At 62.2% G+C, this 11,817-nt stretch carries 11 protein-coding genes; 3 read left to right on the forward strand and 8 right to left on the reverse strand.

Annotation, left to right across the window (positions count from 1 at the left end; translation table 11 throughout):
* Window positions 1–45 precede the first annotated feature (45 nt).
* Window positions 46–1,221: an aromatic ring-hydroxylating oxygenase subunit alpha gene (locus AC5Y4F_RS05885; RefSeq protein WP_499995472.1), complete on the reverse strand. Its 1,176-nt coding sequence runs from the start codon at window positions 1,219–1,221 to the stop codon at window positions 46–48.
* 104 nt (window positions 1,222–1,325) lie between these two features.
* On the opposite strand from AC5Y4F_RS05885, the gene AC5Y4F_RS05890 reads away from it, so the two are divergent.
* Window positions 1,326–2,477: a hypothetical protein gene (locus AC5Y4F_RS05890; protein WP_499995473.1), complete on the forward strand. Its 1,152-nt coding sequence runs from the start codon at window positions 1,326–1,328 to the stop codon at window positions 2,475–2,477.
* A 25-nt stretch (window positions 2,478–2,502) separates the two neighbouring features.
* Here the strand turns inward: AC5Y4F_RS05890 and AC5Y4F_RS05895 are convergent, their stop codons facing one another.
* The 7 genes from AC5Y4F_RS05895 to AC5Y4F_RS05925 form a co-directional block, all read right to left on the reverse strand.
* On the reverse strand, window positions 2,503–3,153 hold the full coding sequence (locus tag AC5Y4F_RS05895; protein ID WP_067931209.1) for a TetR/AcrR family transcriptional regulator: 651 nt from the start codon (window positions 3,151–3,153) through the stop codon (window positions 2,503–2,505).
* A gap of 341 nt (window positions 3,154–3,494) precedes the next feature.
* Window positions 3,495–3,890, reverse strand: a complete 396-nt coding sequence (locus tag AC5Y4F_RS05900; RefSeq protein ID WP_067931206.1) for a nitroreductase family deazaflavin-dependent oxidoreductase — start codon at window positions 3,888–3,890, stop codon at window positions 3,495–3,497.
* 42 nt (window positions 3,891–3,932) lie between these two features.
* Window positions 3,933–4,346 carry a limonene-1,2-epoxide hydrolase family protein gene (locus tag AC5Y4F_RS05905; protein WP_499995474.1) on the reverse strand — a complete coding sequence of 138 codons (414 nt, stop codon included), beginning with the start codon at window positions 4,344–4,346 and terminating at the stop codon, window positions 3,933–3,935.
* 77 nt (window positions 4,347–4,423) lie between these two features.
* Window positions 4,424–5,539: an NDMA-dependent alcohol dehydrogenase gene (locus AC5Y4F_RS05910; RefSeq protein WP_499995476.1), complete on the reverse strand. Its 1,116-nt coding sequence runs from the start codon at window positions 5,537–5,539 to the stop codon at window positions 4,424–4,426.
* Window positions 5,536–5,736 (reverse strand): ferredoxin, encoded by a 201-nt coding sequence (locus tag AC5Y4F_RS05915; protein ID WP_067931198.1) that lies wholly within the window; start codon window positions 5,734–5,736, stop codon window positions 5,536–5,538. The genes AC5Y4F_RS05910 and AC5Y4F_RS05915 overlap by 4 nt, the downstream gene beginning before the upstream one ends.
* Before the next feature lie 5 nt (window positions 5,737–5,741).
* Complete coding sequence (locus tag AC5Y4F_RS05920) at window positions 5,742–8,090, reverse strand: CaiB/BaiF CoA transferase family protein (protein ID WP_499995478.1); 2,349 nt, start codon at window positions 8,088–8,090, stop codon at window positions 5,742–5,744.
* A 212-nt stretch (window positions 8,091–8,302) separates the two neighbouring features.
* On the reverse strand, window positions 8,303–8,992 hold the full coding sequence (locus AC5Y4F_RS05925) for a TetR/AcrR family transcriptional regulator (protein WP_067931191.1): 690 nt from the start codon (window positions 8,990–8,992) through the stop codon (window positions 8,303–8,305).
* Window positions 8,993–9,313: 321 nt separating this feature from the next.
* Here AC5Y4F_RS05925 and AC5Y4F_RS05930 point away from each other — a divergent pair, with 321 nt between their 5' ends.
* Together AC5Y4F_RS05930 and AC5Y4F_RS05935 are read left to right on the forward strand one after the other, a co-directional pair.
* On the forward strand, window positions 9,314–10,540 hold the full coding sequence (locus tag AC5Y4F_RS05930; protein WP_197520464.1) for a cytochrome P450: 1,227 nt from the start codon (window positions 9,314–9,316) through the stop codon (window positions 10,538–10,540).
* A 65-nt stretch (window positions 10,541–10,605) separates the two neighbouring features.
* Complete coding sequence (locus tag AC5Y4F_RS05935) at window positions 10,606–11,811, forward strand: amidohydrolase family protein (RefSeq protein ID WP_082947464.1); 1,206 nt, start codon at window positions 10,606–10,608, stop codon at window positions 11,809–11,811.
* Window positions 11,812–11,817 lie beyond the last annotated feature (6 nt).

The following is an 11,817-nucleotide window of genomic DNA, read 5'->3' on the forward strand; positions in this document are numbered from 1 at the left end:
CCTCACTGGCCGAACGTCTGACTGGGGAGATGTCAACGTCTATGGCTAGTCGAGGGCGACGCCGAGTTGCTCGGCGATCACCTTGATCATGTGCTGAACCGCAATTTCGTTGCGGCCGATGAGCATGTGGTCATGCTGGGCCATGCGGACCGCTTCCCCACACTGCGGCAACATGGCGAAGTCCTCGTCGCGGACCGCGGCGTGGACGGCGGCAAAGATGGCGTCGTAGCCGGCGCGTGTCTCGTCGTTCGTCGCGGGATAGCGGGCCATCCAGGTGTGGCGCACCGTGCACCTGGTGGGTGAGCCAGCTGGCAGCATGTCGATGATCTCCACTCCGACCGAGCTGTTGGCCAGGATCAGGTTGGGGTAGATCCAGTAAATGAGGCCCATGTTGTCGCGGACGTCCCAGGAGCCGCTCGGATCTTCGGCGAGCTTGGTGATCCAGTGGAACGGAAACCCGATGCGGTGGTGCTTGCCGTACTCGTCGTAGATGTGAGTGTTGGGTAGTGCGTTGATCCCGATGAGACTCTCGCCGTGCACGAACGGGAAATGGTAGCCCTCAGCGAAAGCCTCCAAGGCTCCCTTCCAGGACACCTCAGAGTCGAATTCGCGAAAGTCGTGGTAACCGAATGAGTCGTACTTCAACTGTGCCAACTGAGGTGCTACCTCTCCCAGGTGCGCGTTCACGTCAATGACACCGCCGGCGGTGAGCACCGCCCAGATGAAGCCGTACTTTTCCTCGTTCGGCAACTCTACGAGTCCGTAGTCGGCGAACTCCACCCCGGCGAATCCCGATTTGCCCGGGACGGTAACCAATGCGCCGGTGTTCTTGTAGGTCCACGAGTGGTACGGGCAGGTAAAGCGGGTGGCATTGCCCGATCCGCAGGCAGGCATGGCCCCACGGTGCCGGCAGTAGTTGAGGAAAACGTGGCTGGTCCCGTCCTTGTCGCGGGTGATCAACAGCGACTGGCCGAGCACTGAGCGGACGACGTAATCGTTGGCGTTGCGGACCTGCGCACTCGGCAGCACCGCAAGCGGTGTTCGGCGCAAGATTTGTGACTCCTCGATCTCGGTCAGCTTGGCGTCGTTGTAGTAGTTCAGTGGCACGCGTAGCACGTCCTCGGCCAAGTCGGTGGTCTTGTCCAGCACCACCTTCAGCGCGCGCCGTGTCAGGGCGTCGTCGATCAGGTCGTACCCCAAGCGGCCATCGGTGACTGTCACAATCGATCCCTCCGGGTGGTCGTCGGAATACGCCCTACCGTTGTATTGACAAGACACTAACGCGACTATGTATGGTCGTGCCAGCCGCATCTTGGAGGCATGCCATGAACACTTGCACCGCGGAGTTCGCGCGGCTGTCAGCCGGCCTGGGGGGATTGCAGTGTGACGGCAACCCGATCATCACCTTCACCAATCCGCTCGATCTGCAAAGTTGGACGATGCCCGTCATTGAACTGCTGCTCATCGCCAGCGCGGTGGCGTCGTTGCTGCACGCGTTGTGGTGGCGGCGAACCACGACGGAGTCCTCGAACCTGGTGTTATGGATCTGCTCGATTTTCAGCCTGCTGCTGATCGAGCCGATCGCCTACTTTCCGCAGTGGTTCGGGCTCGAGAAACCGATGGGTCTGACCTTTGTGCACAACCAGTTCTCTGTGCAGTTCCTCTACGACCGCTTACCGCTGTACATCGTGGCGATGTACCCGGCGTACGCGTATCTGGCCTGGGTTCTGGTGCAGCGCACCGGGGTTCTGCGCCGCTATCATCCGGTCATCGGCGCGGCGTGTGTGGCATTTGTCTTTCATTGTCTCTACGAGATCGTGGATACCGTTGGCGTGCAGTTCCGATGGTGGGTGTGGAACCAGGAGCTTTCGACGTCGCAGCCCGCATTGGGAGTCGTCCCGCTGGTGAACCTTCAGGCCTTCTCCATCGGGCTACCGTTCGGTCTGGCTCTGTTGACACTGTTGGTGTCACGGATGCGCAGTGGTCGGTGGCGACTGTTGCGTGACGTCGTCATCGTCTGCGTCTGCGTGTGGCCCTTGCAGTTCCTGTTTTCGGCGCCCGCGACGTTGATCGACCTGGCGGGCGCGTCGATCGAGACCGGACGGCTGGTCGGGACATGGTTGCTGATCGCCGTGTGCGGCGTGGTGACGTTATGGGTGTTCGTCGCGTCATACCGTTCGCGTATCGCCGATCCGGCGTCGGTGCCCGCCGTAATGCGCAGAGATTACTTCGGACTCATCAGTGCGGTGGTGTATCTGATTGCGTGCGTGGCGTTTTGGGCTGCTGCCCTGCCGGACTACATTGCGGCCACCCACGGGGTGACTGCCGGCGGTGCACCAACTGGATCGTTCTCGTATGCGGTCGTGACGTTCGTGCTGTCGATCGCGGTGGTCATCGGCGCGTATGCGGCGACGACGGGCACTGGATCGGTAGCAGGAGATATCGGCGCCGATCCACGTCGAGCCGCGACCGCTTAACCGGGCCGCGGCCGCTATTGCCGAATCAGGAACGAACGTGCGTGTTACCGCGCCTAGTGCGCTCACTCGGGCGGCGCTTGCGGTGATGCGTGATCGCCGGAGCAACCCACTCACGCAGGTAGTCCCGCAGCTGTTCAGCGTCGCGAACGGGGTGCGCAGGATCAATGACGAGGGACTGGAGCACGCGCAACATGTGTTCGACCAATCGGTCGAGGGTCTCATCGTCGAAGCCTGCCGCCCTCCAATCGACTTCGAATCGGTCGATCATCAGCCGACCGAATGACCGCGCCACATCGGAGGTCACACCCGCGAAGAACGCCCCCTTCTGATCGGAGGTGAGCAGCAGGCCGAGGTACTTCTCCTGGGGTAACTGTTCGAGTGCATGGGCGATCGCCTCGATGACCGCCTCCGCGGGATCGTGGATGCCGGCCAGGTGCCGCGTCAGGCCATCGAGGAAAGGCCCAGCATCTGACACCGCCGTGGCCACCAAGAGGTCCTCGGCGCTGGGGAAGTAGCGGTAGACCGTCTGCCGGGTCACGCCAAGGTCGCGTGCGACGTCGGTCAGTCGCATGCCGATACCGCGGGCATCGATGGCGCGTCGTGCCGCCCCAAGGATCCGCTCGACGGCTTCCTCGTCGCTTTTGGGCGGGGCGCCTTGCCAACCGTGCGTCCGCACCGGCTACCTGGCCCGCCGAGGCGAGTGACCGTTCATGCCATCCTCCTACGCTAAGCGACTACCGTTCGTCAGGGGTCGCCGCCGCCTTCCCTCAATCGAAACGTCGCACACCAGGCTCCGGTGCCGACCGCCCTGTACCAGCCGCTAGACAAGTAGGCGAATCTACAACAGGCCGTCGCCCGCCCTCGGGTGATGCTTGACGTTTCGGCTTCGGGTGATGCCTGACAGTGTTTCGGTTGATCCTCAACACTCCCCGCGAGCCTCTTGGAGTTGCGGCGGTCGCGTCGGTATTGGGGCACCGCGGCGGCTGGTGTCTGGACTGGGTAGTTGTGATCCCAAAGTCACTGCGTGGAATCGACCTTGGTCAACACCATCGCTGCTTCGTTATACGGAAACAGGCGGTAGAACATCCCTGATGGCCCCGAAACGATCGCTGCGCCCTCGGCCTTACTCACAAGACGAGGATTGACCAGCTCGATACTACTGCCGCGCCTGTGCAATACCGCCTGTCCGCCGGCCAAAACATTCTTCACCCAGTCCGAATGCAGCCCGTACCCGATGAGGACGACGAAGCCGTCGGGGGTGGGAAAGACCAACAGCGGCGTTAGATAACGCGTGCCTGATTTGCGTCCGACATGTTCGAGCGTCCCTTGGTACGGAAGCCACGGCGTGATCGACCGAGCCGCTGGATTGGTGACTCGACGATTGAATTTGGCGACGGCCCGTGGCACCCGCATGGCTCCTAATCCTCAGCTAAGTTCGAATCATGATGTGCCAACTCATGCGGACGCGGGCACCAGTGCGCTGATGTCCTCGCCTTGAAGCAGCTTGATCGTCAGATTCAGGTCGAAGTAGTCGGTCCAGCGTGTGATCCTCCCGTCGCCATCGACGACGAAGGTCCCCATTACGGGGATGGCCGGCTTGCGTCCATCCGGAGTCTGGATGTAGTCCAGGCGTTCGGTGAGCACCACGGAACCGTCGCTGGCGAGGTTCACGATCTCGAAGGCGTAGGCGTCCGGGAACATAGCGAACTGGGCCGCCATGTTCTCCACGATGGCGTCCGGTCCGGTGAAGGAAGGCATTCCGACGTTCTGATAAACGGCCCCTTCGGCGAGCAGGGGACGTAACGCTTCGGCGTCTCGCTTCTCCATCAAAGCGCAGAAGTGGCGGACGATATCCGCTGGCGAAGACATAAAATGTATCCTTTCACTGCGAGTAGGTGGATCACCTGCGCGGGCTAAAAGATGATGCGGATCTGCCTCTCGACACATCAGTGCTCGTGGATGATCACCCCGCGAATGTTGCGGCCGGCGAGCATGTCGTCGTAGGCCTCATTGACGTCGTCGAGCTTGTACTCCGTGGTCACGGCTTCGTCGAGCAACAGCTTGCCGCTTCGATAGAGGCTGATCAGTCGAGGGATGTCGGCCCGCGGGTTGGCTTCGCCGTACAGGCTGCCCAGCAGGCGTTTCTGGAACAGCGTGAACAACGTCAGGGGCAGCGTCGGCGTCACGTCGGACATCGATGCCAGGGCGGTGGCCACCACGGCACCGCCCTTCCGCACCACGTTGAGCGCGTCGTTGATCATCGCGCCTTCGAGCACACCTGGCGTGAGGATGGCCGAGTCGGCCATGACCCCGTGCGTGATCTCACCGACTAACTGGGTTGCTTCCTCCATCGAGGTGGCAAAGTGTGTGGCCCCGAACTGAAACGCTTTGTCGCGCTTGTTCGGTTCGATATCCACCACGACGATATGCTCCGCTCCTGCCAGCCGCGCGCCCTGAATGGCACCGCAGCCGATCCCTCCGCAGCCGACCACGAGAACCACGTCGCCGGGACTGACGTTGGCGGTATTCACGGCCGAACCCCAGCCGGTGGTGATGCCGCAACCGAGAAGACATGCGCGCGACAGCGGCACATCGTCGTCGATCTTGACGACGGAAGCCTCCGACAACACACCCCACTGCGCGAAACTTCCAACGCCCGAGAGCGCCCCGATGCCCCGTCCTCTGGCTCGGCGCCGAAAGGTACCGTCGGCCTGGACCCCCGCCAGGATGATCGCCCCGTAATCACAGAGGTTCTGACGGCCCGTGGCGCACCAGCGGCAGCGGCCGCACGCCGGTAGGAACGACGTGACCACGTGGTCTCCCGCCGCCATATCGCGGACTCCCGGACCAACCTCCTGAACGACGCCCGCCCCTTCGTGCCCACCTATCAAGGGGAAACTCACCCCGAACATATCGCCGGTGCGGATGTGGTGGTCGGAGTGGCATAGACCGGTGGCTTCGAACTCGACGAGTAGCTCGCCTTCCTGTGGCGGATCGAGTTCGATCTCTTCCACCGACCACCTCTCGTTCGGCCCCCACAGAACTGCTCCCTTGGTCTTCATGGCGACTCCTCGAGGATATGTATGGCACGCTCCGGGCAGTTCGCGATTGCGTTGTGCGCCCGGTCTTCCCACCGGGACGGGATATCTTCCATGGTCACGACGGCGGTCCCTTCGTCGTCGATGTCGAACAATTCGGGATACGCCGCGTAACAACGGCTGTGGCCTTGGCACGTTTCCCTGTCGACATGAAGTTTCACGTTGTCTAGTCCAATCCGCCTGGGCTGGTCCCGATGACTCCTTTTTCTGTGAGCGCTGCAATCAATGCGGAGTTGAGGCCCAGTAGGTCGCCGAGGATGCTCGCGTTGTGCTGCCCTAAGGTCGGCGCTGCCGACCGATACCACGTCTCAACGCTGCGGTACCTGAAGGGAATCGCAGGCACGTGATGCCGTCCCACGATGGGATGGTCGAGGCTTTCGAAGAAGCCCCGTGCTGCCAGCTGAGGGTGCATCGAACCGACCCTGGCGTCTGCCAAATCTGCAGCCGGAATACCACGTTCAACGAGCAACTGTGCGGCGGCCGCGGAATCGTATTGGGCAGCCCATTGCTCGAGGTGCTTATCGATCACATCATGTGCCCGCACGCGCCCGTCATAAGTGTCCAACGCGGGGTCGTTTGCCCAATCCGGTTCGCGCAGAGCCGACTTGAGTAGGCGCCACTGCTCGTCCGTGGCGACCGAGATCGCCAGCCATCGTTCGGTTCCCGCGCACGGATAGAGCCCTTGTGGGGCAGCGTCACGGCTGCGGTTTCCCAATCGCGATATCAGGTTCCCGTAGGCGGTGAATTCGACAACCTGCTCGGCGGCGGCGTTGAGCGCGGACTCAACCATCGATACTTCGATGAAGCACCCTTGGCCGGTTTCGTCGCGTCGCCGAAGTCCGGCCAGCATGGCGAATGCGGAGTGCATTCCAGCCAGTGGGTCACACGGGCCTCTGGGGATTCGCGGCTGGTCGTACTCGTGACCGGTCACCCACGCCATTCCAGTCATCTGCTCCATCGTTTGCGCGAAACCCACGTTGTTGCGCCACGGTCCGTCGAGCCCGAAGGCAGGCATGCGGACCATCACGATTCGGGGGTTCCGCTCACTGACGGCCTCCCACGTGATGGCGAAATTGTCGAAGACGCGGGGCGAGAAGTTCTCGACCAGAATGTCCGAGCGTTCGACAAGCCCGAAAAGCAGCCCCCGCCCTTCGGGCGAAGACAGGTCGAGCGTGAGCCCTTGCTTGTTGGCGTTGGTCGCCAAGTACATCCCCGACCGCTCCCACCACTGAGACTGATTTGCAAACGCCGCGGCCGCCATCCGTGCGCCGTCGGGGTGGTCCGTCGACTCCAGGTGAATGACCTCAGCGCCGAGCGCGGCGAGAATGTGGGTGGAGCAGGGACCCGCCCACCACGCTGTCGCGTCGAGAATTCGTATGCCCTCCAGAGGAAGTCGTGGTGCACCGTCGGCTGTGGTCGTAATCCTGTTGTGGGCAGGTACTTTTGCCATTTCGCCGAGCGGGGGAGCGCCGGCGGTGGGGGAGGGGCGTCGGCCATTGATCCGGTACGGCGCCAACGGGTGGGTAAAGCTGCCGTCGGCATACCTGCCCCACACGCCGCGCGCCGCGAACTGAAGGTGGTCCAACACGGTCTGGCCATTGTTGACGGGTGAGACGGGGATCCGCAGATCGGAGGCCAACGCGACGATCTCGTCTGTGGAACGTTGCGCCGTCCATTCCCGCACAATCCGATTCCACTCCTCCCGGCGTTCCCATCGCGTCGTGGCGGCGGCCCAGGCTTGGTCCTCGTCGAGCAGATCCAGTCGGCCGATCATTGCCAGGAACGACTCGAATTGTTGGCGGGTATTGGTATTGAAGCCCACCCATCCGTCCGCCGTTGGTTCGATGGAAGGGATTTCAACCTGTCGCGCCGGCACGGTCAAACGGGGACGACCGGCCAACTCGTGGTAGAGGTCGGCGAATCCGCTGGCGCTGAGGTGACACGTCTCCAGCAATGAGCAGTCCACGATTTCGCCTGCGCCTCCGAGTTGAACTCGCCGCAATGCACCAAGCGCCGCGACGGCGGCGTAGCTGGCCATTACCCATTCGAAGACTCGGCCGCCGGCTTGAATGGGCGGTTGGTCCGGACGACCTCGCAACGCCAGGGTTCCGCTCTCGGCCTGGATCGTGAACTCCGTCGAGGGTCGGTCCCGGTACGGTCCGGTCAAGCCGTAAGGAGAGAGCGCCACGATCACCAGGTGTGGCGCTCGCTGTAGGAGGGCCTCGCGGTCGAGTGCTTCGGGGCCCAGAGAATCGACGAACACATCGGCGGAAACGATCTGGGGCTCCAGGTCGGCCAGCGAAGTGCCAACGACCGACCGCTTGCCGGCGTTTAAGAATTTGAACAGCGCGCCGGCTTCGTGTTGATCGCCAATCGTCCTGCGGCGGAACGGATCCCCGTCCGAATCCTCTATCTTGATGACCTCCGCTCCGAGGTCGGCGAACAACTTGGTGCAGTACGGGCCCGAAATTTCCGTCGCCCACTCGACGACACGAATCCCACGCAGAGCGATCATCGTGTGGCTTTCCGTGTCAATGTCTGCTGAAGTGCGTTACCCACCCCGATGAGTGCACACACGCCACTTCCTGTCCTCACGCTCGTGCCGGTCGAGCAGAGCGTTCTGCATCCGCATGGCTACGGCTTGGTTGGCAACGACGCTAGCGACGGGAAAGCTGACGTGTCAAGTGCGACTCGATAACCCTGGCCAGGGTTGAGTCGTTGGGGCTTTCAGTCGGCCGCACGCACCTTGGGGGACCGTTGGACCCGCCCGCTGCGTTTGGCGGGCGGCTTCGTAGTGGACGTGCTTACCCCTTTGGCGAGGATTTGCGAACCCAGTTCGATCTGCGCGCGGATGTCTGACTCGGCCGTACCAAACCAGCGTGGTCCGAGGCTCGTCGTGAAAATGATGAAATTGGCCAGCAGCTCGGCGAACAGGTCGGCGTCGACGTCGGCCCGGATCTGCCCCGCGGCCTGATAGTGGCGAACGCCTTCGGCAATCACGGCCGTACGGCGTGCGTGATTGGGTTGCAGCACCCGCAGCGAGAAGTCGGGATCTGACAACGCCCGACCGGAGATGTCCCAGCCGGGAACGCCGCTGTCCCGGTCATCGATCCTTAATCTCGCAAAGAAAAGCCGCTCGATATAGTCCTCGAAGCGCGTAGGCAGATCCGCCACGACTTGCTCTTCTGCCTCACTGACCAGGTCCGCGATCTGTCGAGAAACGACTTGCTCGAAGATGCCTCGCTTGTCTACGAAGTAGTGGAACAGCATCGCCTCGGAGCAGCCCGCACGACGGGCGATCTCCTTCGTCGCGGCGGCCGCGTATCCCGCTTCGGCAAACACTTCAGCGGCTGCTTCAAGGAGGGCTCGTTGTTTGCCGTCCTTGTCGCGAACTCGCCGCCGCGCGCCTGTGGTCATCACACATACTTTAGCGAGCAGCCGTCGGCTGAGGGGACGCCTGCACGCGTGCCGCCCGTTCGCGCCCTGCGCGGGCGCGTCGATCCTAAGTGCTTTCAGGTAGTTATCGAGTGCGACTTGACTCCGCGGGGCCGACGATTTACTGTGCTGCCAAAGCGAATTTCGGCGTGTGCGAGAAATCTGAGGGCCGGCGCAGATGGCACGTGGACGGCGGCACGATTGCGGCGTGCCTGGAATGTGGTCGGCCTCTCGATGGTGGCTGTCTGGCCGGGCTGACCGCTGGCGGTGTCTCGAGGTCGGCGGGGGCGGAAAGGACTACCTATGGTGAGCAAATCACCGGAGGAACACGCCCGGAACCTCGACCTTCGTCACGAGGATTTCAACGATCAAGAATTCCTCTACGAGGTCTACTCGGTGATGCAGGAGAACGGACCGTTCAGTCACCAGGACGTGCCATTCCTGGGCCCCACGCCGGGGGGCGCGTGGATCGCCACCCGCTACGACGACTGCTACGAGATTTTGCGGAACTGGCGCAGCTTCTCCAGCAAGCCCCTGGGACTCGAGGGCAACCCGATGTCGTTCGGCGACATCGTGATCACCTTGGATCCCCCACGGCAGCAACAGCTTCGCAAAGTTCTCAATCCGTATTTCTCTCCGGGCCGAATGAAGGAGCTGGAACCTCAGGTGCGTGCGGTCACCGATGGGTTGATCGACAATTTCATCGAGCTGGGCAGCGGCGATCTCGCAGACGTTGCATGGCAGCAACCTGGAATCGTGTTCTTCCGGTACGTACTCGGCATGCCCGTTGAGGACGTGCCGCTCTACATCGAGACAGCCGACCTCGCGATCAATGGTGAGAGCGAAGAGATCCGAAACGGTTCGATGACGAATCTCTACCTCCGCGTACGCGAGGAGATCGACAAGCGTCGTGGTGAACCGCCGCGTGATGACCTGATCGACGTTCTACTAGCCGCCGAGATCGACGGCGAGAAATTGAGCTTCGACGACGTTGTCGCGAATGTGATGCTGCTGGTGCAAGCGGGGCTCGAAACGACCTCTAGTGCAATGTCGTTCGCCTTCTTCTATCTGGGCACCCATTCCGCGGATCGCGACCGACTCGTACGCGAAGCCGGGTTGATGCCCGTGGCGATAGAGGAATTCATCCGGTTCGCCGGTTCGGTCCACGGACTGCATCGCTCAGTCGCAGAAGAGGTTGAACTAAGCGACCACAAGTTCTGTCCCGGAGAGACGGTCGTCGTGAACTATGCGGCCGCCAACCGCGACGCGCGCGAGTTCGACGAGCCGAACAAGTGCATTCTCGACCGGCAGACAAATCGTCACCTCGGGTTCGGAGCCGGCGTCCATCGCTGTCTGGGCTCCAATCTCGCCCGGCTCGAGTTTCGGGTGGGCGTCGAGCAGACCCTGAATCGGATACCCGACTACGCCATCCCCCCTGGGGCAAAAGTTGATTTTCACGGGAACTCGGTCACCCGGGGCTACCGCGCCCTGCCCGTCGTCTTCACGCCGGGTGCCGGCATCAGCCGGTGAGAGGCGGCAGGCGACCGCCGATATCGTCTCGCAGCCAACGTAATAGCGAAATCAAGGAGGAACTTGTGGACAAGCAAGATCTTCAATGGATGATCTCCGTCGATGACCACATCATCGAGCCACCGAATCTATGGGTCGACCGCGCATCGGCCGCCGACCGCGATCGAGTGCCACACGTCGAGCGCATCGACGGCGTCGATACGTGGGTCTACGAGCAAGCGCGCGCGTCGGTGCTGGGCATCTTGGTCGCGGCTCACCAAAGGCCGGCCGAGTATTCCCCGCTTCCAGTGAATTACGACGATATGCCCCGCGCATACTTCGACCCGGTGGCCCGCATCCCTGACATGGACGAGGATCATGTGATCGCGGGACTGAACTTTCCGTTCTTCCCAAGGTTCTGTGGTCAGATGTTCGCCCACCTCGGTGACCGCGATCTGGGTCTCAAGTGCGTGCGGGCGTACAACGACTTCGTCATAGATGAGTGGTGCGCGGCGGCGCCCGGTCGCTACATCCCCATGGTCATCGTTCCGTTGTGGGATACCCGTTTGGCCGTCGAGGAGACGCTACGGTGCGCCGGCAAGGGTGCCAAAGCCATTGCCTTCTCGGAGAACCTGCACCCGTTGGGATTTCCGTCCATCCACTCGGGGGCATGGGACGACTTCTTCGCGGCGGTGAACGAGACGAAGATGCCGCTGTGCACGCACATCGGCTCGTCGTCGGTTAGCCCGACCACATCCCCTGACGCACCTTTCGGGGTTCAGGCGGTCAACATCAACCTCAATCTCGCGAACTCAACCACGGATTGGTTGTTCTCGGGCAAGCTTCAGAAGTACCCCGACCTGAAGATCGTGCTGGCCGAGGGCGGCATCGGCTGGATCCCCTACCTCATCGAGCGTGCAGAACATGTCGCCACCGACTACCAGTACCTGCGCGCCAACAACTGGGCGGTCGATCCGGCCACGATGCGCTTGACCCCGGTGCCCACCGACCCCGAGATTTTTCCGGAGTCACCGCGCCAGCTTTTCCGCGACCACATGTATGGCTGCTTCATTGAGGATGACTTCGGGGCGGCTAACCTCGACTCCATCGGCGTCGACAATGTGATGATTGAAACGGATTATCCGCACACCGACAGCCTGTGGCCCAACTCCCTTCAGGCCGCTCATAAGGCACTCGACGGCCGGTCCGACCTCGACAAGTACAAAGTGCTGCAGGGTAATGCTCGCCGGGTCTTCGACTTTGAGCCCGCCGCGTATCCGACCCTGGCGTAGCAATTT

This window comes from Mycobacterium sp. NGS56, from assembly GCF_059812425.1.

Coding starts and splice junctions, on each gene's coding strand:
- AC5Y4F_RS05890 (WP_499995473.1), top strand. CDS start 1,326: ATGAACACTTGCACCGCGGAGTTCGCGCGGCTGTCAGCCGGCCTGGGG.
- AC5Y4F_RS05900 (WP_067931206.1), bottom strand. CDS start 3,890: ATGCGGGTGCCACGGGCCGTCGCCAAATTCAATCGTCGAGTCACCAAT.
- AC5Y4F_RS05905 (WP_499995474.1), bottom strand. CDS start 4,346: ATGTCTTCGCCAGCGGATATCGTCCGCCACTTCTGCGCTTTGATGGAG.
- AC5Y4F_RS05910 (WP_499995476.1), bottom strand. CDS start 5,539: ATGAAGACCAAGGGAGCAGTTCTGTGGGGGCCGAACGAGAGGTGGTCG.
- AC5Y4F_RS05920 (WP_499995478.1), bottom strand. CDS start 8,090: ATGATCGCTCTGCGTGGGATTCGTGTCGTCGAGTGGGCGACGGAAATT.
- AC5Y4F_RS05925 (WP_067931191.1), bottom strand. CDS start 8,992: ATGACCACAGGCGCGCGGCGGCGAGTTCGCGACAAGGACGGCAAACAA.
- AC5Y4F_RS05930 (WP_197520464.1), top strand. CDS start 9,314: ATGGTGAGCAAATCACCGGAGGAACACGCCCGGAACCTCGACCTTCGT.